This window comes from Amycolatopsis albidoflavus (assembly GCF_039525725.1).
Classification (GTDB): Bacteria; Actinomycetota; Actinomycetes; order Mycobacteriales; family Pseudonocardiaceae; genus Amycolatopsis; species Amycolatopsis albidoflava.
Window position 1 is genome coordinate 133,410 of record NZ_BAAAHV010000013.1, and the last position, 26,858, is coordinate 160,267.

The following is a 26,858-nucleotide window of genomic DNA, read 5'->3' on the forward strand; positions in this document are numbered from 1 at the left end:
ACGTTTGTGCACGCCGAAGCTCGACCAGAGGTGCGCGGGGATCGAACCTGGCATCGTCGGCGCACGCGAGACAGGCCGCCAGTCCACGCCGGGCTGACACGGCTCGCCCGTCGTCATGTCGATGCCGAAGAGGTGAATCCGATGGCACAAAGCGGTGCGGCTGGACAGAACACCGGCAACGGCCGTGCGGCGGCCGGCAGCGGGTTGCTGAGCCGGCTGGCTTCGGCGTTGCCGTTGGCCAGGCACGAAGCGCAGGCATACACGCAGCGGCGAGCGATCGAGCGGCACTCGTTGTGGCTCGACCCGCCGCTGGACGCCCGCGGGCTGCCGGTGCTGCTCGTCGGCGGCATGGGCAGTACTCCGGCGTTGCTCGCTCCGATGGGGGATCTGTTGAAGCGTCTGGGCTGCCGGGTCGAGGTCGCGCCGGTCCGATTCGGCGTCGACTGCGGTGAAGCGACTGCCCACGCGGTCGGGAATGCCCTCAGCGAGCTGGTCGAAACTGCGTCGGCGCCGGCGATCGTGATCGGGCACAGCCGCGGCGGCCAGTTCGCCCGTGCCGTCGCTACGCGCCAGCCGGAGCAGGTGCGCGGTCTGATCACACTCGGCTCGCCGTTGACCAGAATGCTGGCGGTGCACCCGCTGTTGCTGGCGCACCTCTTTGCGCTCGGCGCCCTCGGCGCGGTGGGAACGCCCGGACTGTTGCGTCCCAGTTGCCGGTGGGGAGCCTGCTGCGCACCGCTCCGCGCAGACTTGACGGGCCCTTTCCCCGGTGCCGTGCCGTTCTTGTCCGTGTATTCGGCTGCTGACCGGGTCGTGGACTGGCGCAGTTCGCTCGACCCGGCAGCCCGGCACCGGGAAATCGTCACCAGCCATGGCGGACTGATTTGGGATCCGGCCAGTCTGACCGTCGTCGTTGAGGAACTCGCCGTCCTCCTCGGTCCGGATGCCGAGGCTCCGGCCGGCAGAGGGTCGTGTCGCGTCGCCCGTTCGCGGTGTAGCCGGCGATCGGCTTGCTGAGCACGTCCGCTGCGGGGCAGCATCGCATTCAATTGACATCAGCGAGGAGTGAGTGTGGGCCGAACTCTGATGGTGGATCTGCACGGCATGTTCCGCAGCGACCGGGAGATAGCCAAGACTGTCCGTTCCGCGCTCTTCCGGGCGGCCGGCCAGAAGCTCGAAAGCGTCGAACTGATCCCTGGCAAGGGGTCCGGCACACTGCGGCGGAGAGTGCTGGCGATCCTGGAGCAGCCGCACCTGGTCAAGTACTACCGACGCGTGGAAACTGATCCGGGAAACGAAGGACGTATCTTGGTCTACCTGTGACCCCCTCGCAGCGGCCGCTTCGGCGGCGGCGAACTCGATGGCTGCCAAGCTCGCACGTGCGTGGGTGCGGTCAGGGATCCGGCTGGTGGCTTGTGCCGTTCAGCGGCGTCGCCGGCAGCGAGAGCTACACGGCCGGATGCCTCGCGCCGGCGGAGTGTGCATCGCGTTCGTCAAGCTGCCTGGGCGTTTCGCGGAGGTGTGGTCGCGCGGGGTAAGGGCCTTGATGCGAGCAACGTCAGGAATTCCCGTATCGCGGCCGGCGGGGACGTGCTTGTCACAGCCGAGGCTGTCGGTCATCTCGCCCTCCATCACGGACTCCGGCGGCGGTTCGGCCACCTGCTCCGACACACCGCTCCCGCCTGTCTGCTTGAGCCCGCCGGCTTCGGTGCGATCCGCCGGGGCTCGACAACGCTGTCGCCCGACCCGTCTCGCGCAGAGACTTTTCAGCGCTCCCACACCGGAATTGGCCGCCTCGCGAGGGGAATCCCCCTAGTCCGTCCGGGCGCATGCCGACGGGCGATCGGCGGGGCGGCGGAACTCTAGAGTTCCGCTGACGACTACGCGTTGTCACGTTCCGGTGGAAGCTGTCGAAAGGAGAAGTCGACAAGCCGTCAACTTTGGTCTCAGTCCGACCGGCACGTCGGCAAGCTGGCGCGCGGCTGCGGTCGGCATCGTCTTTCCTCCGTTTTTCGGCTGCCGTTGCCAAATGAAGGCGAGCGGCGTGCACATCCGCGACGCCATTGGCCGCCGCCGAGCCAAACATGGGCAGGCGAGAGCACGTGCGGGGCGAGTCGGAGAGGCGCGTGACCGATCGTCAATGCCGGAACAACAGCTGCCGCACCGGCCTTCGCGCGAATCGTGGGCCGGACTGCCGGGGTTGTCTAGTTTGAGCCTGACTGGCCCTGAGGGCACGGATTCGGCGATAGGCGGCTCGCCGCAGAGTGAGACACGTGAACAGAGATAGCCAGGACGTTCCGGTTGCCGCATTGCCGTCCGGCACGGGCACACGACAAAGATGCTGCAGGACCGGCGACGTGCAAGCAGCGCAACTGAGGAGGCTGACGTGGCGACACAGTACAACAAGGACGCAGTGAAGCAGTCTGCGGACAAGCTCGCGAATATCCTCGCGGACACAAGCGCGTTCGAGGCGTTGGCAGGGAGCTGTCCCGATGCGGGAGTGTTCGACCTCGCGAAATGGCTGGAACAGGTGGTCAACGACCGGGCCGCGGCGATCGTGGCGCATGCGGCGCGCATGCAAGTCGCGTTAAAGGACTTGGGATCCTTCCTGAGCAATCTGGTCACGTCGTTCGACAGTCTGGACGGATCCAACGCCGATCAGATCAAGAACGCGGTGTCGGACCTGGAGAAGAGCGTGGGCACTGATATGGGCGGGCTGACCTTCACCCCGGCCGGACTGCCGGCCGCGCCTTTTGCGATGGTGCCATTGCCGGGTGCCGGTCCGCCTCCCGGTCCCGCGCCTGCCCCGCCTCCTGATCCCGCACCCGGTCCCGCGCCCGCCCCGCCTCCTGGTCCTGCCCCCGCGCCGCCTCCGGCGGACACTTCGGGCTCTACCGGGCCAGGCACCGACATCACCAATTCCGATGGCACCCACAATCATGTGATTTATCGCTAACCTGCGTTTTCGCGCGACCGGGGCGGGTGACTCGTTCCACTTGACGGAAAGATGTTCTGGCCTGGGTGAATTCTGTTTTCTGAGATTGGAATTCACGTTGTTCGAGGACGCCTTTTCGGTGCCGAAGCCTCGCTGGGTCCACCCGCGGCTTGCTGGCGGCGGGTCCGGTTCGATGCGTCGTGTCGCAGGTCGGCGGAGCCCTGCCGCTGTGCACGGCTGAGGCAGCTGAGCTGGCGCGACGTCGTCGACAACATCGGCGCTGTGGCGGAAACCCTTGGCGGCGCACAATCCGGGCGAGGACCGAGCTGGAGTTGGCGGTCACCGTCGCTTTCGGCCGTGGCTTCCTGAGCGACGACCTGGCGCGGGCCGAACCGGGCGTGTTCGGGAGCATGGCGTCGGACCCGACCGCGTCCCGGCTGTTCGCCGCCCCAGCCGACGACACCGGTACGGCCGCAGCGACACGGGAACGAGCCGGCGAACGCGCCCGATGAACGGATCGATGCCGACGATCCGTTGAGCATTGACTGGGCTGCCACGGCAGTGACGGCGCACCGGACAAGGAATGTGCCGTACCGGGCTTCAAGCAGGGATTGGGGTTTCCTCCGCCGTGTGGGTGTACCGGCCCCCCGGCGAGCCTCTGGCGGTGATGTAGTGGCCGGGCACCGCGGGCAGCAATACCGCCGCCGATCACCAGCATGTCCTGGTGGCAGCTTTGGCTCGACTACCGTCCCGGGCAGAGGGACGGGTCGGCAGGATAGTGCTGGTGCGCACCGATTCCAGCGGCGGCACCCACGACTCGTGCGGTACTGCCGCAACCGGAGGCTGCACCTAGCTCGATCGAATTCGGCTCGCCGTGACCACCACCGCGGTCGACCGGATTGCCGCCTGCGTGCGGTCACTGGCCTGCGCCGCCGACGGCGAGGTGCGCGAACGGGCATGGGCAGCCGCGTTGACGACCGGTTCGGCCGATCTCACCGCCCGGCACGCGGGTCATCGTGCGCGCCGAACGCCCGCACCCCGGCGAGCAATTGCGGTTCACCGACCGCTACTGGCCGCGGCTGAACGCCGCTCGCCGCCAACACCACTCGCAGCCAGCTGCCTGATCAGCGCCACGAAAACACCGGACTGCGCAACCTGTCACCGCACGGCCGGAACCTCGCCTGTCGAGTGCCCGAAGCTGCGGAGACCTGCCCAAATCCGGTGCCTGGTTGTGGGCTTGACGCCCGGCCGGGCAACCCATCGGGATTGCCGTGTCTGCTCGCGGCGAGCGTGCGGCTGCCGCAAGCAGACACCAACGGCGGCGGGGTATTATTCCCGACTTGCGGCACCCTGTTTGCCAGTTTCTATCATGCACAGAAGATCGGCCACAGTCTTGGCTCGGAAGATCTCCTCCTCGTCGATTTCCACGTTGAAGGTCTTCCGGAGGGCCAGAGTGAGCTCCAACCGGCTGATCGAGTCGACGTCCAGGTCGTCCAGGGTGTCGTCTTCCTTGATTTCTTCGGGTTCGACATCCGACCAAGTGGACAGGACGGTCGCCAGCTTGGGCAATTCGGTGTTCATGGTTTCGTTCTCCATCGCGATTCGAGGACCGAGCAGGATGTTCAGCGCGGCGCGAGTACGGAGACCTTCGGCCAGCTCAGAAGGCCCGCTCCCCAGGTCAGGCCACCGCCGAAGGCCGTGACGAGCACCCGGTCGCCGGAGCTGAGGGATTCGTCAGCGGCCGCATCGGCCATGGCGAGCGGAATCGAGGCGGCGGAGGTGTTTCCGACCCGGTCGATGTTGACGGCGAGCCGTTCGGCCGGCACGTCGAGCTGGCTCGCCAGCGTGTGCAGGATCCGGATGTTCGCCTGATGGCCGACTATCCGGTCGACCTGCGCTGGTTCGATCCCGGCGGCCCGGAGAACCTGGGCGGATGCCTCGGCCATTCTCGTGACGGCCTTGGTGAAAACCTTCTTTCCGTGCATGGTGAAATGCTGGGCAGACCAGGCCGGAGCGTCCGGTTCGGATCGCTGCCGCGCGCCGCCGCCGGGAACCATGATGAGGTCTGCGCCGCTGCCGTCGCTGCCCAGGACGAATTCGCCCACGGCTCCGTCCTCGGACCGGTTGCCCGCACGGAGCACGACGGCGCCCGCGCCGTCTCCGAACAAGGGGAAGGTGCTGGGGTCTGCCGGGTCCAGAATGGTCGAGAATGTGTCCGCGCCGATGAGCAGCACGCTCTCCGCGGCACCCCCTTTGATCATCGACGAGGCGACGGCCATCCCGTATAGGAAACCTGTGCAGACCGCGTGGAGGTCGAAGGCCGGTACGCCGGGAAGGCCGAGGCGATCCGCGACCGCCGGTGCTGTGGCGGGCACCGGATGGTCCGGAGTAGCGGTCGCCAGCACCACGCAGCCGACCGCGCCGATGCCGCTGGATTCCAGTGCCCGTCTGCCGGCTTCGACGGCAAGATCCGACGTGGCGGTGCCCCGGCTGGCAACATGGCGTTGGGCGATACCGGTGCGACGCCGGATCCATTCGTCGGTGACGCCGAATCGCGCCGCGAGTTCCTGGTTCGTGACCACTTTCGGCGGAACCCATGCCCCGACGCCGGCGAGCACCGCCGCCGACGTCATGACGCGCTCCCGGCCGCCGCCGTGCGCTCGACCGGGTCGAGCCAATAGCTGCGGTTCTCCCATGGATAGGTGGGCACCCGGACGAACGTCCCATTGTCGCCGACTACGTCGCTCCACACGATCGGGCGCCCCTGCACGTAGGCGTGCGCTGCCGCGACCAGGTCGCCGGAGCGCTGGGGGAGTCCGTTGTGCTCGCCGATCGCTTCGCCGACTCGGACGTCAGCGCCGGCCTTGCCGCCGAGGAACGCCCGGAGCTTCCTCGCCAGGGAGCCGGGCGAGGAACCGACCGCGGCCAGCCGGTGGCTGTGGTGTTGGCGTCGGTTCGCAGCAGTGTGGCAGACGTCGCGCAGTGCCAGGTCCGCGCGTCCGGTGCTGAGGAAATCGGCGTAGGCGCGGGCGAGTTCGTCGAGCGCGTACCGGGTGCGGGCCGACAGCACCAGCAGGTGCTCCTGGTCTGTCCCGGCGGCGGGCCGCGCGGACGTCCAAGCGGGGTCGGCAGCCTCGACCACGATGTGGGTGTTGACCGAGGAGATCCCTTGGCCGCTGATTCCGGCGACGGGAAGCCGCCCGCGGTCGGGCAGCGCAGTGAGCTCGCGCGGGACGACAAGCGGGAGATCGGCCCACGGGATCGCGGGATTCGGATTGTCGTAGTGCAGGCTGGGGACGATCTTTCGGTGCTTGAGGCAGAGCACAGTCTTGATCAGCGCTGCGATCCCGGCGGCGCCTTCGGTGTGTCCGATGTTCGTCTTGACCGAACCGACGAAACAGGGCTGGTCGGGCGGGCGGCTGGCGCCGAGTACCGTTCCGAGGCCGGCGAACTCGACCGGGTCGATCATCGGAGTGCCGGTGCCGTGCGCCTCGACGAAGTCGACGTCGGCCGGATCCACGCCGGCGTTCTCGTACGCCCACCGCAACATGTCGATGTGGCCTTCCACCGAAGGAGCGAGCACCGATCCGCTGCTCGCTCCGTCATTGCCGACAGCGCTGCCGCGGATCACCGCGTGCACCGCGTCGCCGTCGGCCAGGGCGGCGGCAAGCGGTTTGAGAACGACGACCCCGACACCGTCGGACGGGGCGAATCCGTTGGCCGTGGCATCGCCGAACTTGCATCGGCCGTCCGGAGCCAGCATCCGGACCTGGGACAGCAGCACGTCCTCGTCGGCAATGAGTTTGAGGTTGACGCCGGCGGCGAGCGCCAGCGTCGTTTCCCCTGCGCGGAGGCTCTGGCACGCGAGGTGGATCGCGACCAGCGACGACGAACAGGCGGTGTCCAACGTGATGCTCGGGCCGCGGAGGTCGAACGCGTAGGAAAGACGCCCGGACAGCTGGCAGCGATAGTTGTAGACGGCGGACGGGTTGAGTGCGTCCAGCCCGCGACGCGCTTGAATGTCCCAGTAGTCGGTGTGCATGCTGCCGACATAAACTCCGGTCCGGCTGCCGGCCAAGCGATCAGGCACCAGCCCCGCGTCTTCCAACGCCTCCCAGGCGGTGGTCAGCAGGAGCCGCTGCTGAGGATCGAGGTTACTGGCTTCTCCACGCGACATCCCGAAGAACTTGGCGTCGAACAGGTCGGGGGCGCGCAAGTAGCCTGCCCGTCTGCTGATCACCCGGCCCGGTGCCGGCTCGGCGGAGTAGAGCGAATCGGCGTCGTACCGGTCGGGCGGGGTTTCCATGCTGGCGTCGGTGCCGGTGCGCAGCAGCTCCCACAGCTGTTCTACGCCGTTCGCGCCAGGGAACCGGCAAGCCATTCCGACGACGGCGATCGGAAGGGCGCCAGCCGGTCGTTCCGTTACGGTGCTCATCAGATTTGCCTCGATTTCGCTTGCGTTCGGATGTTGACCCGCGGTTGGCCGTCGACCGCGGCGACGTCAAAACCTCCGGTCATCGCATACTGGGCGGATATTTCCGCGAGTTCGGCCGCGGGAATGACGTCTTCGATGTTCCGGAAGCCGTCCGGTGCGCGCTGGTGTGCGATGTCGATGACGATCTCCGGGCCCATCCGGCGGTTATTCGCCTGCAATGCGGCGGTCACCGGGCGTCGTTGATCCTGGTAATCGCGCAGGGCGTCGTCCGGAGTGTCGCCGTCGGCCAGCGCCCCGGCCAGCACCTTGGCGTCGAGGATCGATTGGGTCGCGCCGTTGGAGCCCATCGGATACATCGCATGGGCCGCGTCGCCCAGCAAGGTGATACGGCCGAACGTCCACTGTGGCAACGGGTCTCGATCTACGATCGGGTACTCGTGGACTTCGCCGGCGCCGGCGAGGACGCTCCCGACGTCCAGCCAGTCGAAGTGCCAGCCGCCGAAGTGCTCCAGTACCTTCGAGACCGGTACTCGGCGGTTCCAGTCGCCGCTGGCCAGCGGATCGCCGAGAGCGGCCGGACGCGCGGCGACCCAGTTGACAAGCACCCGGCCGGAGCGCGGATCCCGGGAAATCGGGTACAGCACGACTCGGTGCCGATCGTCCCCGGTCACGATCATCGAACTGCCGGTGAGGAATGGCTCGGACCAAGTCGTGCCGCGCCACATCACCATTCCGTTGCCGGGAGGCGGCCCTTCGTCCGGGTAGAGTCCCGCTCGCACGGCGGAGCGGATTCCGTCCGCTCCGATCACGACATCCGCCTCCGTCGACCGCACCGAACCTGTGGTACGGCACTGCAACTCCAGTGTCACTTCGTCTGTTGACGAAAGGCGGTGCCGCAACAGTCGAGCACCAAGCACAATCGACTCAGGGCCAAGGCGAGAACGGACCGCGCTTGCGAGAACGGACTGCAGATGACCGCGATGAATTGACCATTGCGGCCACCTGTGCCCGGCGGATATTCCGCGCGGCTCGTTCCAGATCATCTGACCGTGCCGGTTGTACAGCGCAAGTTCGCGCGTCGCGATGACATTCGCGGACAGTGCCCGCTCGAGGCCGAGTTCGTGCAGGACTCGGACCGCGTTGGGAAGGATGTTCAATCCGACGCCCAGCGGCCGAAGCTCCTGCGCGGTTTCGACAACGCTGACGTCGCTGAAGCCGGCCGCGTGCAGGCACAGTGCCGCCGCCAGGCCGCCGACCCCCGCTCCCACGATCACGATTCGCACTGCTTCGCTCCCGCCTGTCGTCGGGCGCTGTCGGCGCGTCGGCGGGAATCGCGCATCAGGAGCGAATTGTCGCGGGTCAGCGTCATGATCCGATCGAGCAATGCGATCGTCCCGCCGCCGCTTCCTGTGGTGTACAGCCCGACTTCCTCGGCGTAAGCCTTCTTGGCGATCGTGTAGTGTTTTCCGCGGAAGTTCACCAGTGAGCGCAGCGCGCGCGAGACTGCCTCGGCGCTTGCTCTGACATTTGGGACGTCGGGTCTCGCCCGCAGCGCGTCGGCGACTCGGGTCACAACGGAAGGTTTCCGCGGCCATCTGTCGTACAGTGGGCGCAATTGCGGCAATGCGTGTTCGGCGGAATCTTCCCAGAATTCCGTGTACGCGGCGTCGCCGTTATCGCTGGCCCACAGACAGAGGTCGATCAAGGCCAGCGGGACATGCGCGGCAGCCGGGCCGAGATAGGATCGTCCGGCCACTCGGAACTCCTCGAAATACGGACGCAAGGAGCGGGCGAAGAATTCTGGCGTGACGGTCGCGACCACGCTTTCGATCGCATCTTCCATCGACCGCAATGACGTCACGAGTTCGTTGACCTTGAATGTGAACTCGATGTCCGCGGGATCGACTTCGTGAAGAGATCCGCAGAGTTCGATCGCGGCGGTGATCTTGGGCAGGCTGCGGCGCACCGACGACTTCAGCAGAATCTCCATCTGCTCGCCAGTGTACAACCTTTCACGGAGCCCCAGCGGGTTCCAGACGGCATAATGATGAATCGTGTCGCGTGGAATCATGCCCGTCCTCCCGCTCAGATTCAGAAGGGCCGCCTCTAATCCGGGAACGTGCTCTACCGGCTCGGCGCCATGACGCTTGATCGAACCTGCGAAGATGCCCAAGTCGCGCATTGCCGCCAGGCACTCCGGAAAGGAGAAGTCAGCTACTTCGCGTGTATTGGGTACGGCAGATCCTGCGGCGGTGACAAGGCCGCCAAGGTCCGCAACGGCGTTCAATGCGGGAAGGGTGCGCACCGCGCGATCACAATCAAGGGGATCCAGCATCTGGACGTGGGCGGCTTCGATGTGCTGCACGCCGACTTTTTCCATTTTATGTCCCAGTCTGCCGCGGCGAAGGCGTCACGGCTCGTGTGGTGGTCAGCCGGCAATCTGGAGGACGCCGGCCACTGCGACGAGCAGGCCGACGACGACGGGTCCTGCCGTCTTGGGCACCGGGTCCTTGGCCCGCACGTGGTACGCGACGGCACCGGCGAGCAGCAGAAGAAGACCGACCGCAGCGAACGCGGGCAGCGGCTTCCACAGCGATCCGGTCAGCAACCCGGTGCCGCCGGCGCACTCCAGCAGTCCGATGAGGCGGAACCCCGGATAGGACAGCCCGAACCGCTCCGCATCCGCGCGCATCGCGGGAATTCCAATCAGCTTCGCGGCACCTCCGGCGACAAAAAGTGCGGCGAGCACGATCGAGAGAATCAAGGCGACAGTGGGCATTCCGGTCCAATCTGCGATATTTCGTGGTTGGCGGGCTGGATGCTGTCAGGAAATGTTGATCTTGACGGCATGGTCGGGGGCGAGCGCCTGCTGCTCGCGAGCGCTCGCTGTCCGAAGATCGACTTCAATGAACGACGGTCAGGTCTGTGAATACGGTCGCCCCCAGGCGGTGAAGTCTGTGCCTTCTTGACGGCCGGGAGTGCGGCTCGTCGGCAGGCGTATTATGGGTCCGGGCTCACCCGTCCAAAAGTCTGTTGCACGCACGACTAAACTTTGGCTGCCGTATCTGCCCATAAGGGCAATGATCGATTTCGTTCGTCTTCGACAGTCGCTGGGTCGCTGGGCGCGAACGTCCGTTGTCCAGGACGGTGGCATGCTGGCAGGTCCGATCTGCCGTCGGCCAAGCTTCGGCGGACGCCAGCGACACAGTGGTTCCCGGAATCGCACGCGCAATCTGACTCGAACTGTCCGGCGGAGTCTGCGCGACCGCGCGTAAGTGACGGGGCACTCTGCCGTGCTCTGGGATCCTGCCCGGTCGATCACCCGCTGAGATGCAGCCGTGCCGTGCTGATATTAGTCGGCGAGGCGGTCGGCCGACTTCGGTCGCGTTCGGCGTACGACGAAGCACGAGTGCCGGACGGCGGAGGTTGAGGTTTATGGCCGATGACCGGCAACGCCCGTCGCAGCGGACAGCTGTACGTCGTTTGCCTGTCGCTCGAACGGATGCCGAGGAGCGGGTGCCGCTTGTCGCGGATGTCTCGGGAAGCGCGGAACGGTGGCCGAGCGGCAGTCATGGCCGTAACATCGTGAGTTGCAGGAGTCGCTCGTCCGGCACCCATGCTGCCGGTCTCCGGGGATCGGTTATCCGCGCTTTCCGGAAATCTGAACCGAGGGGCGATCGGCAGGGCCAAGGAATCGTGCCCTGCTCCTCTCGCGGCAGTAGTCTTTGTTCGCTGCCGCCGGGAGAAAAGCCTCAACGAGCCACAGATGCGAGGCGGGCGATCTTCAGGAGCGGGCCTACATCGGGAATCGAGGCCGGTCGGCTGTGCGGCTCGGCTATCCAGCGAAGCTGACCGTTCGCGCTTTGGCTGGGCGGCAACGGAATCCGGTGCTGACGGTGGAGCAGTGCAACGAAATGCGCAGTCGGCAGGTGGTGGCTGGAAGGGGCACACGAGGCCAAGAAGACCCAGCGCTCGCGAGGTGTCGGCAGCGCGACGATGGGGTAGGACAGCCCGTGCACGGCGAGGTGGTGGTTGAACTCGCCGGCGCGCCCGATCGGAATGGAGACCCCGATCAACTCTTCGTTGAGCGGAAGCATTAATTGATTGTCGATGATCTGGGTGCGCCACCCGTACTCGGCCAGATACCTTTCGGCGGCGGCGATGAGATTCTTCCGGTAATCGACCACGGTAGCTTTGCGGGCTTCCGGTATGTACACCATCGAGACCACCTGCACAGGAGAGTGGGGACGTGGGAACCTAACCCTGGTCCCACCTGGTTTGATGTGGCCATCGCCGGGCCGGCACGGGAGTCTTTTGCTGTTAGCCTTGGCCCGTTTGTACATGGGGTCTGCAGCGATGCGCCGTGCGCGCGACGCCCGTAGCGCTGCCGGGCCGCGTCGGCGGCTGAGCTGACCGGATGCGTACGGCCGAGCGATGGCGACGCTCGGCCTGCGATGGTCGCGGCCGGAGGCCGAAGTCTGTCTTCTTGGCTTGACGAACTGGCGGTGTGCGGCCGCGATGGCTCGTCGGGCAGCGGGGCGGACCGAGGCGACGGCCTGCGCTGAGTGCTCGCGGCGAGTTGCTTCGCTTCGCCGGCAGTGTTCGTGGCTGGCGATCTGAACGCCCGCAATGTGCGCCCGAGCAGCATGGTCGGGATCTCGCGGACCAGGGGTTTCGCGAATATATCGTCGCTGCCCGATTCGTGGCGGAGGCGGAAACGCCGCAGCCGGTGCAGCCGCCGGACCTGGTGCCGTCGAAGCCTCCGCGGTGGCACCGCGACCCGCCCGGCGGTCTGTTCCCCGACACCGCGCCCGCGTGCGCAACTGTCTCTCGCCACTCGGCCGCTGCCCGTCGTCGCGGCGTGTGACTGGCTGCGGGCAAGTCGGCGAAGTTGTGCTAGAAGTGCTTCGAGGCGCTTCCTGCTGTCGGCGGCGGACGCCGGTGCCGTCCGCTCGGCGTTGGTCACGAGGCGGAGGTCCTCCCTCCGGGGCACCGGCTTTCGTCGTGCTATGCCGGGATCGGCCAGACACATCATGCGATCCACGTCTCGGACTGGCGTGTACGCGGCGATTCCCGCAGGCCTTCGACTGCCCGTTTGTGCGCCGGACACTTGGCGGGATACCCGGCAGCGCGCGTGCGTCGGGAGCGGCGGGAAGCGTGCTGCGGCGTGTCGGCGACGGCTCATGGAGACAACGTGAAGTGGCCCGCGTCACGATAGGGCAGTCCGGAAACCAGGGAGCGCCGACTCACAGATTCAGCCGAGCCAGACGCTTCAGCCAGATCAAGCTGAAGGTCGTGACACCGATGACAACAATGACGATCGAGATGTCGGATCCAACCACGCCGGCCGCCAAATGGGATACAGACCTGGTCGGTTACCGGGTCCGCGCGGCAGCGACGTTGATCCGACACCAGAGCCTCGACGGCCGGTGCGCAGATTGTGGCGCGGCGGCACCTTGCCCCGCCGCGCGGGCCGCTGAAATGGTTCTCGAACTGTGACGTGGCAAGCGGAAGTCAGCCAGGTGCCAGGCAGCCTCGACGGATGGTCGGCATCGGCCGGTGAGCCGGGCTGAGTGCCCGCGGAGATTGCCCGAGCGGTCAACTACTACCGGCAGCAGCGCGATTGGCGGGTGGAAATTCGCGACAGCGCGGTGGTTCTGCCGTTGACGGCGGGCTTGGCCGCGGTGTCCGCTCCGGTTGTCGGTCGCCGGGCCGCTGCTGATGCGCGAGGCGGCGCTGCTGGGCGGTACCGGGACGGCTGCCGCGCGTGATTCTGGCACAAGCAGACTGTCTCGTGGTGTTGTTCGAAGACCTGCCGCCGGGCGTACGGTTACGCGGCCCGCCGGCGCTGGCGCTGCCGCCGACTGATTTGCCGACCGGGTCGGCCCAGTCGGCTGCGGGGCACCGGCCGCCGCCCGTCGTTGGCTGTCGTCGCCGCTCGCAGTGCTGGCGCGTTCGCGGATGACGAGACGAAGCGGGCCGGGCCGCGACCGGCAGCGTCAGCCTCCGCCTCGGCTGGTCCCGCCGACTGCAAGGCGACCTGACCCGAATGCGGGCGCATTGTTCGGGAATCACCATTCCATCCCCGTAACGCGTCGGTTGCCAACACCGAATTGCGGAGGTCAAACTTTCCTTAATTCCCTGGACCGGCCGGTGCGGAGCAGCTTAGAGTTCGCTGGCGGCATCCGCTTCCGGAATTGCCTTGGCCGAACTGGGAATCCTCGATGACCGCGACGCGGGCGGGGTTCTTTTTCTTGCGGTAGCACGGAGGAACTTGTGAAGGTCTGCGCGAGTCTGCTCGCCACTGTCTGGTGCGTGACGGCGGCGGTCGGCGTGCCGTCCGGGGTGCCGTCGCCAGGCGGCCAGCCGCCGGCGAAGGCGGCGGTCGCGGTCGGTTCCGGCGGAGCGGTGTCGAGCGTGAACCCGTATGCGTCGCAGGTCGGAATCGACGTCCTGCGCCGCGGCGGCAACGCGGTGGATGCGGCGGTTGCGACTGCCGCGGCGCTCGGCGTGGTGGAACCGTATTCGGCGGGCATCGGCGGCGGTGGCTACTTCGTCTACTACGACGCCCGCACGCATCAGGTGCATACGATCGACGGCCGGGAAACGGCACCGGCCGCGATGCGCCCGGACTCTTTCGTCGATCCCTCGACCGGACAACCGGTCCCGTTCGACCAGGCGGTGAATTCCGGTCTGTCGGTGGGGGTGCCCGGAACGCCGGCGACTTGGCAGCGGGCGTTGTCGGAGTGGGGAACCATCCCCCTTTCCTCGGCCCTGCGTCCGGCCACCCGGATCGCCGACGAGGGTTTCGTCGTCAACAACGAGTTCCAGGCCCAGACGAAGATGAACGAAGCGCGGTTCCGGGATATCATCCCGACCGCGGAACTGTTCCTGCCCGGCGGCCAACTGCCGAAGGTCGGCTCGCGGTTCCGCAACCCGGACCTCGCAAGCACCTACCGGCTGCTGGCCCGCGACGGCGTGGACGCGCTCTACCGCGGCGTTCTCGGCCAGGACGTCGTGCAGACCGTGCAGCATCCGCCGGTAGCTGCCAGCTCCGACCGGACTTTCCGGCCCGGGCTGATGCAGACCGGAGATCTGGCCCGATACCAAGCGCTGGACCGGGAACCGACCCGCTCGCAATATCGCGGACTGGATGTCTACGGCATAGCGCCTTCCTCGTCCGGCGGCACCACGGTCGGCGAGGCGCTGAACATTCTGGGCAACTTCCCGCTGTCCTCGGGCGACCGGGTGCAGGCGTTGCAGTACTACCTGGAGGCAAGCCGGATCGCGTTCGCGGACCGCAATCGGTGGGTCGGCGACCCGGCTTTCTCCGCCGTGCCGCAAGAGGGCCTGCTGTCGGCGGCCTTTGCCAGGGACCGTGCCTGCCTGATCAGCCCGGCCTCGGCATTGCCGAGCCCGGTCGCGCCCGGCGACCCGAAGAGCCCGGGTCGCGGATGCGCTCCCGGGCGGGGAACCGACGAGCCGTACGAAGGCACCTCCACGACCCACCTGGTGGCCGCGGACCGGTGGGGCAACGTCGTTTCCTACACGCTGACCATCGAGCAGACCGGCGGATCGGCGATCACCGTGCCGCACCGCGGGTTCCTGCTCAACAACGAGTTGACCGACTTCAGCTTCAAGCCGGTCGCCGCGGGCGTGCCCGACCCCAATCTGCCGGCGGGCGGGAAGCGTCCGCGCAGCAGCATGTCGCCGACTGTCGTGCTGCGTGGCGGAACCCCGCTGCTGGCGGTCGGTTCTCCTGGCGGTGCCACCATCATCACCACCGTGCTGCAGACTCTGGTGAACCGGCTGGACCTCGGGATGAGCCTGCCGGACGCGATCGCCGCGCCGCGCGCCTCGCAGCGCAACGGGGCGAAAACCGATGCGGAACCAGCCTTCCTGGACTCACCGGAGCGGGCGCAGCTGGAAAAACGGGGGCAGAGCTTCACGCTCGCTCCCATGACGTTCACCCCCACTCCCGAAATCGGTGCGGCTGTCGGCTTGGAGTTCCGGCCGGGCGGTGTGATCCAGGCCGCTGCGGAGCCGCGCCGTCGCGGCGGCGGCTCCGCGATGGTGGTGCTTCCCTCGCCGTGACCGCTCGCCGGCGGTGCTGACTGTCCGAACTGGATGGGGGTATCCGTTGAGCGCCATCGGTTCGAGGTACGGGAATCGCTGATGTCTGGCAGCGTGTACGGGTGCTGGGGTTCCTTATCTCGGCGGCAAGTGATTTTGACGTCCGTAAAGGGAACGGTGAGTGCTCTGCGTCCCTCACCGTTCCCTTTACGGACATCATGCCTCCGGCGACTGCTTCGAGTTCCCAGCCGCTCGGCCTGCCGCGACTCCGGCATCGCCCGAATTCTCGCGGCTCGGAGGCGATCGTGCCGGGTCGCAAGCGGGGTGAGACGACGAACACCCAGGGCGGAAGCAACCGCTCGGCGCTGTCCGCCGGCCGGCATTCGCTCGCTTCGAGTATGTGGCGGCCCCGATGAAGTGAGGGAATCCGGTGCGCCCGCCGCCGCGTCGGCACAGTCAATGGAATCGTGAAACCTGTACAAAATTCATGTTCACTGATATGCGGAAGTACTGCCGTGCGGCCCGCGGAGCGGTGAAGGTTGCGCCGTCTCGGCCGAATATGGTTTAGACCCATTGCTTCTTCGGGCAACGTAGTTTGGACGTTGTGCCATCTGCGGCGGATCCGGGCGAGTGCCGCTGAGCCGGATGCTAGATTGAACGAAGTTCAGGCACGGGATGCGGAACTCCCGCAATTCAGTTTCCGTTCAAGCCGGGTTTCGATGCCCAATGGGGTTGTCTTGTATGGATTTCCTGGGTGTGGCGAACAGGCGTCCCTAAAGGAGGTCAACGATGGCACTCGACTCGGACGTCAGGACGGCCTGGCGGATCCCGGCAGCGGCCTCTGTCGCTCGCTGCACGTCCAGCGAGTCCGGCCTGGTCTCGATTCCTTCCAGCGTTCTGTCCTTTGCGGACGGATTCACGCGCCGCTAGCCGGTGTCGTGAATGGGGTCGGCCGGATGGACGACGCGGCAGTCGTGGCGGGCAAGCCGGTTCCCGCGAGCGGATGGAACCGGCTTAGACGAATTCTCGAGGAAGGCGCCGCACTCGGCGTAGTAGAGTTCGTGGAGGAATTTCCACCACAGTCAGCTGCGGAGCTCGCTGCTCCGCTTCGCGAGTTCGAGCGGGCACTGCGCGATCGCGCTGGCCCCGGCTGGCGTCGGCAGCGCGCTGCGCTCGTTCTCGCCGGTGTTGCCATCCTGCCCTCGACATTGCTGGTCGCACGCTGGCTCGGCCGGTATGCCGAGGTGCACGGGTGTGCGTCCGGGATACCGGTCGGGCAGCTGCTCGTCCGCATGCTGCGGGGCAGGCCGCGCGAGTGGCTGGCCGACCTGGTCGCGAGGCTTGCCCGGCAGGATCGGATCGGACGCGACCAGATCTGGTTGATCGGCGAAGTGGCCGGGATGGCCGGTGTCGGTCTCCCGGCCACTGACGCGGTCGCGCGTGGCTGGGCGCGGTCCGGCGCTCCGCAGACCGGCGCGGCGTGGGATCCGGTACTGCTGCGGACTTTCGACGCGGAGGGAACCGGGCGGTACCTCGTGCGCTGGGACGGGAACGGGTTCGCCGAAGCAGTTCTCGAGGCTGTCGCGTCCGGCCGGATCAGCCGTGCCGAAGTGCTTGACCGGTGCGTCCAGACGCTGGGCCACCGGTGTCAGGTCGGCGACGTCCGCGGCTATCTGGCGATGTACAGGCGGCTCGCGCCCACTGCCGAAGAGGTCGGCGTGCGCGAGGCTGCTTTTCTGCGTTTGCTGGGTGCCCCGCACGTGCCGGTGGCAGCGCTGGCGCAGTCTGAGCTGATCCGTGCGAATGCGGCGGGTCGCGTCGAGGACGGCTGCCTGCTGGCTGCGACCCGGACAGTTTTCCTACGCCGGGACCGCGGAATGGCGCTGGCGCAGGTCGCGTGGCTGGACGCGGTGCTCACGCGCAAGCCCGATCATGCCGATGCGGTGCGCGGTTCGGTCCAACCCTGGCCGGGGCTTCCGGACGAGGACGTGCTTGCGGAGGTCCGGAGGCTCGCGGCACGGCACTTGACGACGGACATGGCCGCGGTCCTCCGGCCTCGGCCGTCCGCGGGCGCTGCGGCGGTCTCGGACGGAACTGGGCGATCAGACAGCTCGGGCGCGGGGAGCCGAGCCGTTCCTTTTCCCGTTCCCGGGACCAGAACCGGGGAGCCGCACCAGCCGCACGGCGTCATCGCCTCAGCGGAAGAACTCGCGGTCGAGATCGCCGCGTTGCTGAGTTCGCCCGGCTGGCCGGTCGAGGCAATGTCGCTGGAGCGGGTTCTCGCGGGTCTGGTCGCCGTTTCCACCGCCGATCGAACCGGCCTGCGTTCCGCGCTGGGGAGCCTGGGCGTGTTGCGGGGCGGGCAGGAGATCGACTGGCCGCGGCGACTGCTGGCTGAGCCCGACGAGTTCGCCGAGCTTGAACTGGCGGTGCTGGCCGCGACGTTGTCGGTGGCGCGGGGCATGCCGGGTGCGCCGTTCCCGGCGTTCGACTCGTTGCCCTCGGCGGATCCTTGGCGCAGCAAGGTCGGGCAATGCGCCGGAGCTGACCAGCGCCGGCCGGACGCCGGACCGGGCCTGCTGATGCTGCGGCTGCACGAGATCGTCGCCGGGCTGGTGCACGCGCCGCGGCCGCTGCTGATGGCGACCCCCACCCGCCCGGACGGGATTGTCGAACCGGAGGCGCTGCTCGAGCGCGTGCGCCGCGCCGCACGGGAGGGCTGGGAGCCGTGGCCGCACGATCTCCGGCAGGCGCTGGCCAGACTGCCCGAGGCGGAGACGCTGTCTGTCGCCCGCCGGGCGAACGAGGTGCAGTCGCGGGCCGGCAACGAACTGTCACGCTGGCTGTCCGGGAACCGGGACGAGCAAGTACGCGAAATGCTGCCGAAGATCCGGGGACGCGACGGCGGATTTGGCCGGCGCGCGGAGTTCATCAGCTGCTGGCCGTTCGTGCTGCCGGCGGACCGGGAACTGGTCGCGAGGAGCATCGTGCGCGTTGCCGAGCCAGGAGCGGACGGGGTCGGACGCGGCCCGGCGCTGCTGGCGCTAGCGGAAACGTCCGGCCCGGTCGGCCCAGGAATCCGGCAAGCGCTGGCGGTCGGACTCGGCACCAGCGACGGCACCGATCGCGCCGCGGTGGTCCGTGCCGTGCAGGCGTTCGCGGGACCGCACCGCCTCGATCTGAGCACGCTCGGCGCGGAGGCGGCCGAGTTGGCTCTCGCGGGTGACTTGGTGTCGCTGGCCAAAGTCGCCGGCGGGGTGCGCGAACTCGCGGCGGCCGGAGCGGTCCGCGGTGCATGGGAGATCGTCGCCGGAGCGTTGCGGATCCTGCTCGAGCCGCGGACCGGTCGTCCGGACGGGCTGGTTGAGCTGGCCCAGTGCGGTGCCGATCTCGCTCGGAACGCCGCGCCCGGGGACCCGATCGCCGAGGTTGTCCGGGTGCTGGACACCGACGAGGGGGCGGACCGTGCCGGTGCCGCGCGGAGGACGCCGACTGCTCGGCCGGCCGCGGGACCAGTTCGGTCGGGCCGGGCAAACGAGTCGAGCCAGGCAAACGAAGGGAACTGACGGCGATGAACGTGCACGTGGTCCCCGGGCAGGGCAGCGCCCGGTGGACCGGCCGTGGCCGGCCGGTGGTCGCGTCGTTGACCATCAGGAACGACTCCGCGTCCCCGGCGCATTTGGTCGACGTGTACAGCCCCGACTACGAGAATGTGTGGCTGGGCCGGGCCGTTCCTGACCCGAACGGGCGGGCGGCCTGGCGGCAGATGCGATCGGAATTGGCGTCGCCGGTGATCCCGCCGCATGCCGAACTCGTCCTGGAACCGGCCGCGGTCTGCATTATGGCGCTGGGGCCCCGGCCGAGCTGCGAATCCGAAGATCTGGTGCGCTTCGCGCTCCGGTTCTCCCCGGAGACCACGTTGATCGCCCGCGTGCCGCTGGTCCGGGCGATCGGCGACGGCACCGGCCGAGTGCCCGGCCACGATTACGAATGAAGTGCGCGACGCGCTGACCCCGGAGGTGCTCGGCGAGTTCGACGTCGTCACCCCGGCCTGGCTGATCGGCTGGACCGAGGGCGTGACGCAGATCGACGAAGTGCTGCTTCGGATGAGCGCGAACCTGCGGCCCGGCGGCGACTTGGTGATTCTCTTTCCGAATCCGGAGGCGGACTAGGGGATCCTCGCGGACGACGCCCGTTACGGCCTGTATGCAGTCGAGATCAATCACGCGGAGGGCCGTTCCTGCGCCACGGTGTGGGCGGGTGCTGAGCGCCCCTTCGAATTCGAGTCGTATTTCTGGCCCTTCGGCGTGGTCGAGGCCGCGCTCCGCCTGGCCGGTCTAGTTGACCTCGGCCGGCATCCGGTCGTCGCGCCCGAATCCGCAGTGGCCGAGCATGGCGAGGAATTCTGGCAGGATGTACGGGAGATGCCGGCTTTCGCGATTGACATCGCCCGCAAGGCATGATGCGGACTGTTTTCGACGACCGCTCGGTGCGAGCACGCGAGGAGCGCTCCGCGGCGGATTCGAGCGGTGCTCGCGTCTGTCCGATTTCGCCGCGTTGAGCATGGGCCGGAGGGCGACTGCGGGTTGATCCCTCGCTGAGCCGATGGTGTGCCCCTCGCGTGTCTCGTCAAAGCGAAGTCGGACCTGTCGGCACGATCCGGTGAACCGTCAGCGCACAGTGGGCCAACCATGGCAGGGATGACGACGCGGCCACGGCATCGACGCGGAGTGCGCTTCCCGTCGACGTTCGGCGCTGCCATCTCTGATCCTGGCTTGGCATGCCTGGGCTGTCGCCGTCGATGCTTCTCGCTGGTTCGGGGCTCTCGCGTCGGTTCGAGTTGCGGCATCCGCCGCCTGCCGGATCGTACGTGCAGTGTTTACTGCCCATTCGGACTCGCCATCGCCGACTTGTGCGAGAGCGCTTCGTGAGGCAGACAATGCGGGAGACGGGTCTCCGCGGGGTCTGTTGTCGCGGAGCGAACAATCCGAAGCTGGTATGGCGCTTCCGGGCGGGTTGCCGGGCGCGCGTCCGCTTCTCGGCGGCAGATTCGTGCGGGCGGAACGATCTCAGTGCGAACGGGAATCTGCGCGCCTGCCCGGCGGGGGCACCGGACCGGAAATTGCTCGCATTCGGTCTCCGCGGCCGGAGAACGGATGATCGCGGGGGTAAGACCCTTGGCCGATCGCGCTCCGTTGGCCTGCCCGGGTTCCTTCTCGCCGGCCAGTTTGTGATCGTGATCACGTTGGCATCGCTCGTGCGCCGCCGGGTATCAGGAGGTCGTCATGGCAGGTTCTCGGAATCTTTTCCTGCATCCCGCAGACGCGGTGGAAACGCCGGGTCGCCGGCACCCGCCGCTCCGGCAGCGGTGGGGCGTGGTCGTCGCAGCGGACGGAACCAGGAGGCTCGAGGCGTCCTGGCAGACCCCGGACAACGAAGCGCTGCCGGCCGAGTCCTGGTATGCGGAAACAGCGTGATTGGTTCTCGATGGCGAGGCTGGTGATGCGTGAACGCAGTTGTCTCCGGCGATTTCCTTGTCCCGTACCCGAACAGGGCGGCGCTGCCGGCGGGCGGTGAGTGTCCGCATTGGCTTGATGCGGCCGGACGCGGAGCAATGGGCTCAGAGCCAGACGGATCCCATCGGCGGGCCGCTCCCTGCCACGCCGGGACGAATTGGCCGCGGGGAGTACCAGCGGGCCCGGTGGGGCCGGCCTGGACCGAGGCAGGATCGTCAGTGGGAGCGCAGCTTGTAATACCGGGCACGGAGCCAAGACGGCCCGCGGCCGACCGGCTGGCACCTGCCGGTCGTCCGCGGGTGCCGCGGTAGGTGCTGCGCCTGTGGATGACTGCGGCACTGCACATGCGATTTCCCGGATCTGCAGTGCGGTTGCGGCCCGCCGCGGAGATCGCCGGCCGCGCCATCGCTCGCGGCGGTTTTGACTGCGTGCTCGAGTTCGTCATGTCGATGTGCGCAGGGGCCGGGTTCGGAATCCGTTTGGACACGGAACGGTTGGCCGATCGCCTGTCGCGGCCCGTGTCGAACCCGCGGGTGTTCTACCTGGCACCGCTGCCGTATGGCCCGGCCCCTTGAGCGTTCGGTCGAATTGCATGACCCCGCAGCGACAACACGACGGCTTTCGATCGCTTTCCGCGACGCTGCGGATGGCGGCCCTCCATGAGATGGCGGCCGCGTTTCCGGTCGGCTGGCAGCAGCAGCCGACCGGTCGTGCTCGAATGGCCGGGAAAGATCGATTGCAGCGGCTGGCCGGAATTCTGGACGGCGTGCGCGCCCGGTTCGGGCGGTTCCGTCTGGCGGAGCCCGGAAATCGTGCTTGGATGGGATGATGCCGACGAGACCACACCGGCATTCCGTCTCAGCATGAGGAGTACATAATGGATTCGCGGGCAGTGGGGCTCGACGGCGACATCGACCTGCTGGAAGACTTGTGGCAGCGGTGGTTCGACGCGGGCCGGCACCTGTCTGCCAGCTCGTGGGAACTTCCTGGGCTCGGCGTCTGGTCCGTCAAAGAACTGTACGCACATGTGAGCAGAGGTGCGCGGACGACTGTCAACCTGTTCGAGAGCGAAGATGCGAAGGGAACGCCCGACGTCCCGGACGCGGCCGCGTACTTCGGGCGGCTGATGAACGGCCCGGACCCGCGGGCCGGCGTTGCCGCAGCGGCGAAAGCTTGGTCCGCGGCGCATTCCGCGGCAGACCTGATCGCGGAGTTTCCCCACGCGACCGGTTCGGCGCTCCAGGCGGCTCGCCGCAACGGGGATCGACTGCTGCACACCGTTGGCGGCAGCATGCGGGCGGCCGACTATCTCCTGACCCGCGTCGTCGAAGCGACTGTCCACTTGCTCGACCTCCGCGACTTCGTGCCGGCGGTGGCCGCTCCTCCGGACCGTGCGGTGATGCGGACTGCGGATGTACTGGTTTCCTTGGCCACTCCGGAGAACGTGGTCCGGCTCGCGACCGGGAGGGCCGCGTCCGCTGCCTTCCCGGTCCTTCGCTGAAAGGAACGCGATGTCGTTGCCACCCACGACGCCCACCGATGACGAGCGGGCACGCTGGCATCTCGGCGGCTTGCTCACCGTCCGGGCGACCGCCGCCGGCACCAACGGCATGGTCGGCCTGGTGGAAGAACGAGCGCTGCGCGGATATGCGACGCCGCCGCACGTGCACCGCCGGGAAGACGAAACGCTTTACGTGCTGTCGGGCGAAATCGAATACGCCGTCGACGGGGTGGCCGGCACCGTCGGCGCCGGCGAGTCGGCCTTCCTGCCCCGGCATCGTCCGCACACGTTCCGTGTCGTTTCCGACGAAGCACATTTCATCCTCGCGATCACGCCGGCCGGCTTCGAGTCCTTCTTCGCCCGGGTCAGCCCGCCGGCGGCCACCGCCGGGATTCCTGGTGCCGAACGGGCCGGGCTCACCGACCCCCAGGAGATGGCCGGGCAGGCCGGGCGGCTCGGCTGCCGCATTTTCGCTTCTGGGCCGGAGACTCCCGCCGAACTCCGCGAGGTGCTCGAGCCGGGCACGGAGCCTGCTCGGCTCGATCGTGCCTACCATCTTCTCGAAGAACTGGTTTGCGCGAGCCCGGATCCGGCAGGGCTGCCGGCGGCCCTTGCCGCCGGGCTCGTCACCGCGGCCCGGCGCGCGAATGAATCCACTGTGCACGCTCGTGCACTGTTATTGCTCGGCGTCCTGGCCGAACGGACCGGGAACGACATGGGCGGCCGGATCGGGTCGCTGCTTGGCCTGGCTCAGCCTGATTCGCCGGAGCCGGTCGGGCTGGCCCTGGTATATCTCTTCGCGCATTTCCCGGACCAGGCGCCTGCGATCGAACAAGCGTTTGCGCCGCTTGCGCTGGCGGATGCGGACCGGCATCGGCTTCGGCGCTGTCTCAAGCGGCCGGACTTGGAGAGCCGGGGACCGCTCGACACGCTCGGCCGGGTGTGGCCTTCGCCCGCGGTGTGGTCGGCGACCGATGCCGGGCGCGATCGGCAATGGCGCGACGCACTGCATCTCGACGGCCCGGCGGTATCTGCTCTGTGGGAGGCCGAAACCGCTGCGCTGCTGGCATTTCTCGGTGCCCGCGCGGAACACTCGATCACCCGGAGCGCCGATGTTCGATCTTGACCGCCTCGACTCCCGGCTCCGGTCCGCGATCGCCTGTCCGGTGTGCCGGGGAAAGCTCGGGACGAGCCGCGCCGGCCTGGATTGCCGGACCTGCGGCCACGAGTACACGACCGGCCAGGGCTACCCGGATTTCGCGCCCGAGATCAGCATGAAGCCCGGCCTGGGCCCGTTCTATCTGCAGGATCCGCTGCACGTTCCGCAGTACGAGGAGGTGACGCGAGCGGCGTTTCTCAAGATCATGGGCGACAACTGGGACGGCGCGCTGGCCCCCGGGGACGAGGACGACTACCTGCGGCGGCATCTCGACGTCGCCGACGTCCCGTTGCTCGACCTGGCCTGCGGGGCCGGGCGCTGGACCCGGACGCTGGCCGAGCACGTCGGAAGCGGCCACGTGGTCGGTCTTGACCTCAGCACTGCGATGCTGGCCGCGATTCAGCGGGCACTGCCCGAGCTTCCCGTAGTGCGGGCCAGCGCGTTGCAGCTGCCGTTCGCCGACGGATCCCTGGGTGCGGTCAACTGCTCGAATGCCCTGCAGTTGCTGCCTGAGCCGCGAACAGTCCTTCAGGAGGTCGGCCGGTGCCTCCGGCCGGGCGGGCGGTTCTCCGCTTTCACCTTCCTCCGTGCCCGGCGGCCCGCCTATCGGTACTTCCAGAAGCGGCATGAGCAGACGTTCAATGTGCGTGCGTTCGAGGTCGGCGAACTGGTGGCCTGGCTCGACTCGGCCGGACTGGAAACACTCGATGTGACCACGGTGGAGGGCATGGTGCTTCTCACCGCGGGCCGGCGGCGGGTGTGACCGGACAGGTACGGGCCGGCTCCGCGGGTGCCCGTACCGCCCTCAACCGGTATCTGTCCGACTCGGGTTTGGCCCGCGTTGGTGCAGTCCGGCTGTCCAGCGGCTTTGCTGTGGAGACGCAGTTGACCGAAGGGGAGTCGCGTGAGGACGTGGGAGCAAACTTCGACCGGGGTGATCGGGCGATTCACCCCGGAACAGATCTGGTTCTTCCGCACGAACTTCACGGACATCCTGGCGTTGCTCGACGAGGTGATCGCCGCGCCGGGGCCGCCGGATCCGGGGTTCGCGCTCCTCGTCTGGCCGAAGCTCGACGAGGAGGCCAGGCCGCCCGCGCGGACGGCGCTGGCCAGCAGCCGTTCCGTGCTGCTGCAGGCCGTGCACACGATCCCGGCGGCGGGGAACACCGTGCGGATCGAAAGCGGCAGCACGACCTGGGCGTGGATCTGGGCGCTGCAGGACATTCGTGCCGTGCTCGTCACCCGGCTCGCCGGGAATGCCGAGCAGCGGGACCTGGACTGGCTCGGCCGGGTGGCGAGCGAACTCGCCGAGGCAGCGCTGCCGTTCAGCGACGTGGGCCGGCCGATCGATTCTTGACTCGCGTGGCCGGAACCGGGAAGGAAACCCCCGGCGTGCCGGGGGTTTCCTTCCCAGAGCCCTGGATCCAGGTTCCTCTCGGGAGGCGGTGCCCAGGTCCTCGCCGCGGCGTGGGCCGCGGGGCGGGGATCACCGCGTTCGTGGTCGGCGCGAGGCGAGACCGGATCGCAGGCGAACCGCCAGGACTCGGAGCAAGGTGCGGAAGTTTGCCAGCGAGTTCGGATGCGCCAGCATCGTGGTGACCCTCGCCAGCCGGTCGTTGGTGATCGCGTCGGTCATGGCCGCTTCGAACAATTGCCCGCTGAACCACCGCAGGAGCCGGTAGCCGCGCGGATGCGGGCCGTTGACGTGCGGCAATTCCAGGTCGGCGAACGTGCAGATCTGCCAGGCGGCGTCCACGACAACGCGGATGGTGTCGAAGTACGCCGTAGCGGGTTCCCGTAGCGACGGGTTCGAGCGAAGCCACTGGGACAGGCACGACGCGTGCAGCGCGGCCGAGGTCATGCCCTGGCCGTAGACGGGGTTGAACGACGCGATGGCGTCGCCCGCCGCGATCAGCCCGGCCGGAAATCGCGTGACCTCGTGGAAGTCGCGTCGCCGGCTGTCGGCTTGGTGATAGGTGGTGACGTCGCCGACCATCCTGGCGCGCTCCGCGATGTCTCCGAACACCTCGGGGAAGTCCTTCCGGCATCGCCGGGCGTAATCCCGAGCGTCGCGGCTCGGGCGGTCGTCGTCGTATCCGGAGACCAGCATGATCCAGCGGTCGCCCTCGACCCGCAGCAGCCCGCCGATCCGGGCAGGGCTCCCGGCATCCGGGTCGGGGCCGGCCTGGGACACCACCGACCACAGCGAGCTGACCCGCTCGTCGTACTCGAACATCGCGCTGGCGTAGTTCAGCTTGATCGGCATCCGCCGCATCGGCGGCCGGGGCCAGCCGTTTCCCTCCAGCCAGTCTCCGAGCCGACTGGAGCGGCCCATCGCGTCGACTACGAGGCCGGCCTCCGCAGCTACGGCTGCCGCGGCACCGTTCGGCACGAAGCTGGCACCGGTCACCTTGCCGCCGTCGAAGACGAGCCCGTCGGCCCGGCCGTTGACCAGCCGGATGTTGTCGGCAGCCAGCGTCCTGCGGCGCACCAGTGCTTCAAGGAACGGCCGGGTGCTCATCAGCGCCGGAGTGTGCTGTTCGATCGGAGGCGCGACTCGCAGGTCGCCATTCACGAAGAACTGGGCGCGGGAGCCGTCCTCCGGCGGCACCACCGCCCCGCCTTCGATCGCTTGGGCGACAAAGCCGGGAAACCAGCGCTCCAATTGGACCGCGCCGGCCGGCAACAGCGCGTGCACCTGGCCGCCTTGCGGGACGCCCGGCCGCGCACCGGCGTTCACGTCAGCGTCGTCGCGCTCAATGACGACGACTTCCTCGGCGTGGTCGCTCAGCACCCGTGCGGCGAGCAAACCCGCCATGCTCGCACCGAGAACGACCGCGCGCCGAAGGGACACGGCGTCCGGTTTCGGCCGCTCCACTGTGCTGATCTCTGCGAATACTCGGGCCGGCGAAATGGCCGGACGAATGATAAAACTGCTCAATGCGCGTTGAAGCACGCATCCTCCACCGGTCGGGGACAATACGCGTGTCGCGTATTTCGCGCAGGCTAGTGTGCGAGTGTCGCCGGCCGGGTGGGATATGTGAAACAGTCACCGACTCTGCCCAAACGCCCCCTCGGGTGCGTGCGCGAGCGGGTGGATCGTGGTCACATGCGCATGTGCCGGTCCGCTGTGGTGACCCGGTCATCCGTATGATGGAAAGTTCCGGCCGCAAGAAGTTATCGCGGACGGAAAAGGGGGAGTTTCTTGTGCCGACACTGGATGGCGGGCGAACTCGGAC

Annotated in this window: 25 protein-coding genes; 17 read left to right on the forward strand and 8 right to left on the reverse strand. The window is 67.9% G+C overall.

Translation table 11 applies throughout. The annotated features are described in order from the left end of the window. Positions 1–141: 141 nt before the first annotated feature. From ABD156_RS24265 to ABD156_RS24280, 4 genes are all read left to right on the forward strand, one after another. Complete coding sequence (locus ABD156_RS24265; RefSeq protein WP_344277937.1) at positions 142–1,017, forward strand: hypothetical protein; 876 nt, start codon at positions 142–144, stop codon at positions 1,015–1,017. 54 nt (positions 1,018–1,071) lie between these two features. Next, complete coding sequence (locus tag ABD156_RS24270; protein ID WP_344277940.1) at positions 1,072–1,323, forward strand: Smr/MutS family protein; 252 nt, start codon at positions 1,072–1,074, stop codon at positions 1,321–1,323. Between the two features lie 1,063 nt (positions 1,324–2,386). Further along, positions 2,387–2,956, forward strand: a complete 570-nt coding sequence (locus tag ABD156_RS24275; protein ID WP_344277943.1) for a hypothetical protein — start codon at positions 2,387–2,389, stop codon at positions 2,954–2,956. 311 nt (positions 2,957–3,267) lie between these two features. Continuing rightward, positions 3,268–3,447, forward strand: a complete 180-nt coding sequence (locus tag ABD156_RS24280) for a hypothetical protein (protein WP_344277946.1) — start codon at positions 3,268–3,270, stop codon at positions 3,445–3,447. Between the two features lie 817 nt (positions 3,448–4,264). Here the strand turns inward: ABD156_RS24280 and ABD156_RS24285 are convergent. The 7 genes from ABD156_RS24285 to ABD156_RS24315 all read right to left on the reverse strand — a co-directional run bounded on the left by ABD156_RS24285 (position 4,265) and on the right by ABD156_RS24315 (position 11,590). Then, complete coding sequence (locus ABD156_RS24285; RefSeq protein WP_344277949.1) at positions 4,265–4,516, reverse strand: acyl carrier protein; 252 nt, start codon at positions 4,514–4,516, stop codon at positions 4,265–4,267. A 41-nt stretch (positions 4,517–4,557) separates the two neighbouring features. Continuing rightward, positions 4,558–5,568, reverse strand: a complete 1,011-nt coding sequence (locus ABD156_RS24290) for a beta-ketoacyl-ACP synthase III (protein WP_344277952.1) — start codon at positions 5,566–5,568, stop codon at positions 4,558–4,560. Next, positions 5,565–7,370, reverse strand: coding sequence for a type I polyketide synthase (locus tag ABD156_RS24295; protein WP_344277955.1), 1,806 nt, complete (start codon positions 7,368–7,370; stop codon positions 5,565–5,567). Before ABD156_RS24295 ends, ABD156_RS24290 begins: the two co-directional genes overlap by 4 nt. Beyond that, on the reverse strand, positions 7,370–8,644 hold the full coding sequence (locus ABD156_RS24300; protein WP_344277958.1) for a flavin-dependent oxidoreductase: 1,275 nt from the start codon (positions 8,642–8,644) through the stop codon (positions 7,370–7,372). Before ABD156_RS24300 ends, ABD156_RS24295 begins: the two co-directional genes overlap by 1 nt. After that, on the reverse strand, positions 8,641–9,750 hold the full coding sequence (locus ABD156_RS24305; RefSeq protein WP_344277961.1) for a monodechloroaminopyrrolnitrin synthase PrnB family protein: 1,110 nt from the start codon (positions 9,748–9,750) through the stop codon (positions 8,641–8,643). The genes ABD156_RS24300 and ABD156_RS24305 overlap by 4 nt, the downstream gene beginning before the upstream one ends. A gap of 48 nt (positions 9,751–9,798) precedes the next feature. After that, positions 9,799–10,149, reverse strand: a complete 351-nt coding sequence (locus tag ABD156_RS24310; protein ID WP_344277964.1) for a DoxX family protein — start codon at positions 10,147–10,149, stop codon at positions 9,799–9,801. Positions 10,150–11,122: 973 nt separating this feature from the next. Beyond that, positions 11,123–11,590: a hypothetical protein gene (locus ABD156_RS24315; protein WP_344277967.1), complete on the reverse strand. Its 468-nt coding sequence runs from the start codon at positions 11,588–11,590 to the stop codon at positions 11,123–11,125. Between the two features lie 1,353 nt (positions 11,591–12,943). Here ABD156_RS24315 and ABD156_RS24320 point away from each other — a divergent pair. From ABD156_RS24320 to ABD156_RS24380, 13 genes are all read left to right on the forward strand, one after another. Continuing rightward, positions 12,944–13,141, forward strand: coding sequence for a hypothetical protein (locus ABD156_RS24320; RefSeq protein WP_344277970.1), 198 nt, complete (start codon positions 12,944–12,946; stop codon positions 13,139–13,141). Between the two features lie 505 nt (positions 13,142–13,646). Beyond that, on the forward strand, positions 13,647–15,464 hold the full coding sequence (gene ggt, locus ABD156_RS24325; RefSeq protein ID WP_377926001.1) for a gamma-glutamyltransferase: 1,818 nt from the start codon (positions 13,647–13,649) through the stop codon (positions 15,462–15,464). A gap of 935 nt (positions 15,465–16,399) precedes the next feature. Beyond that, a complete protein-coding gene (locus ABD156_RS24330; protein WP_344277973.1) occupies positions 16,400–19,009 on the forward strand; it encodes a hypothetical protein in 2,610 nt (869 codons plus the stop codon). Between the two features lie 5 nt (positions 19,010–19,014). Beyond that, positions 19,015–19,437 (forward strand): copper chaperone PCu(A)C domain-containing protein, encoded by a 423-nt coding sequence (locus ABD156_RS24335; protein ID WP_344277976.1) that lies wholly within the window; start codon positions 19,015–19,017, stop codon positions 19,435–19,437. 1 nt (position 19,438) lies between these two features. Further along, the gene (locus tag ABD156_RS24340) at positions 19,439–19,615 is read left to right on the forward strand and encodes a hypothetical protein (RefSeq protein ID WP_344277979.1); all 177 of its coding nucleotides are present in this window, start codon (positions 19,439–19,441) and stop codon (positions 19,613–19,615) included. A gap of 135 nt (positions 19,616–19,750) precedes the next feature. Beyond that, a complete protein-coding gene (locus ABD156_RS24345) occupies positions 19,751–19,906 on the forward strand; it encodes a hypothetical protein (protein ID WP_344277982.1) in 156 nt (51 codons plus the stop codon). Positions 19,907–20,728: 822 nt separating this feature from the next. Then, positions 20,729–20,920: a hypothetical protein gene (locus tag ABD156_RS24350; protein ID WP_344277985.1), complete on the forward strand. Its 192-nt coding sequence runs from the start codon at positions 20,729–20,731 to the stop codon at positions 20,918–20,920. Between the two features lie 350 nt (positions 20,921–21,270). Next, positions 21,271–21,534: a hypothetical protein gene (locus ABD156_RS24355; RefSeq protein WP_344277987.1), complete on the forward strand. Its 264-nt coding sequence runs from the start codon at positions 21,271–21,273 to the stop codon at positions 21,532–21,534. 17 nt (positions 21,535–21,551) lie between these two features. After that, positions 21,552–21,788: a hypothetical protein gene (locus ABD156_RS24360; RefSeq protein ID WP_344277989.1), complete on the forward strand. Its 237-nt coding sequence runs from the start codon at positions 21,552–21,554 to the stop codon at positions 21,786–21,788. A gap of 48 nt (positions 21,789–21,836) precedes the next feature. Beyond that, positions 21,837–22,460: a maleylpyruvate isomerase N-terminal domain-containing protein gene (locus ABD156_RS24365; protein ID WP_344277992.1), complete on the forward strand. Its 624-nt coding sequence runs from the start codon at positions 21,837–21,839 to the stop codon at positions 22,458–22,460. Positions 22,461–22,470: 10 nt separating this feature from the next. Then, positions 22,471–23,586: a cupin domain-containing protein gene (locus tag ABD156_RS24370; RefSeq protein ID WP_344277995.1), complete on the forward strand. Its 1,116-nt coding sequence runs from the start codon at positions 22,471–22,473 to the stop codon at positions 23,584–23,586. Further along, on the forward strand, positions 23,573–24,382 hold the full coding sequence (locus ABD156_RS24375) for a methyltransferase domain-containing protein (protein ID WP_344277998.1): 810 nt from the start codon (positions 23,573–23,575) through the stop codon (positions 24,380–24,382). The genes ABD156_RS24370 and ABD156_RS24375 overlap by 14 nt, the downstream gene beginning before the upstream one ends. Positions 24,383–24,523: 141 nt before the next feature. Further along, positions 24,524–24,976 carry a hypothetical protein gene (locus ABD156_RS24380; protein WP_344278000.1) on the forward strand — a complete coding sequence of 151 codons (453 nt, stop codon included), beginning with the start codon at positions 24,524–24,526 and terminating at the stop codon, positions 24,974–24,976. Positions 24,977–25,105: 129 nt separating this feature from the next. On the opposite strand, the gene ABD156_RS24385 is transcribed toward ABD156_RS24380, so the two are convergent. Continuing rightward, positions 25,106–26,437: an NAD(P)/FAD-dependent oxidoreductase gene (locus ABD156_RS24385; RefSeq protein ID WP_344278001.1), complete on the reverse strand. Its 1,332-nt coding sequence runs from the start codon at positions 26,435–26,437 to the stop codon at positions 25,106–25,108. Between the last annotated feature and the right edge of the window lie 421 nt (positions 26,438–26,858).

Bases quoted from the DNA above. Each gene is read 5' to 3' on its own strand.
- ABD156_RS24360 (WP_344277989.1), top strand. From the start codon at position 21,552: ATGACCCCGCAGCGACAACACGACGGCTTTCGATCGCTTTCCGCGACG.
- ABD156_RS24315 (WP_344277967.1), bottom strand. From the start codon at position 11,590: ATGGTGTACATACCGGAAGCCCGCAAAGCTACCGTGGTCGATTACCGG.
- ABD156_RS24335 (WP_344277976.1), top strand. From the start codon at position 19,015: ATGAACGTGCACGTGGTCCCCGGGCAGGGCAGCGCCCGGTGGACCGGC.
- ABD156_RS24285 (WP_344277949.1), bottom strand. From the start codon at position 4,516: ATGAACACCGAATTGCCCAAGCTGGCGACCGTCCTGTCCACTTGGTCG.
- ABD156_RS24305 (WP_344277961.1), bottom strand. From the start codon at position 9,750: ATGGAAAAAGTCGGCGTGCAGCACATCGAAGCCGCCCACGTCCAGATG.
- ABD156_RS24385 (WP_344278001.1), bottom strand. From the start codon at position 26,437: ATGGCGGGTTTGCTCGCCGCACGGGTGCTGAGCGACCACGCCGAGGAA.
- ABD156_RS24350 (WP_344277985.1), top strand. From the start codon at position 20,729: ATGGCAGGTTCTCGGAATCTTTTCCTGCATCCCGCAGACGCGGTGGAA.
- ABD156_RS24330 (WP_344277973.1), top strand. From the start codon at position 16,400: ATGGACGACGCGGCAGTCGTGGCGGGCAAGCCGGTTCCCGCGAGCGGA.
- ABD156_RS24375 (WP_344277998.1), top strand. From the start codon at position 23,573: ATGTTCGATCTTGACCGCCTCGACTCCCGGCTCCGGTCCGCGATCGCC.
- ABD156_RS24365 (WP_344277992.1), top strand. From the start codon at position 21,837: ATGGATTCGCGGGCAGTGGGGCTCGACGGCGACATCGACCTGCTGGAA.
- ABD156_RS24295 (WP_344277955.1), bottom strand. From the start codon at position 7,370: ATGAGCACCGTAACGGAACGACCGGCTGGCGCCCTTCCGATCGCCGTC.
- ABD156_RS24290 (WP_344277952.1), bottom strand. From the start codon at position 5,568: ATGACGTCGGCGGCGGTGCTCGCCGGCGTCGGGGCATGGGTTCCGCCG.
- ABD156_RS24370 (WP_344277995.1), top strand. From the start codon at position 22,471: ATGTCGTTGCCACCCACGACGCCCACCGATGACGAGCGGGCACGCTGG.
- ABD156_RS24310 (WP_344277964.1), bottom strand. From the start codon at position 10,149: ATGCCCACTGTCGCCTTGATTCTCTCGATCGTGCTCGCCGCACTTTTT.
- ABD156_RS24265 (WP_344277937.1), top strand. From the start codon at position 142: ATGGCACAAAGCGGTGCGGCTGGACAGAACACCGGCAACGGCCGTGCG.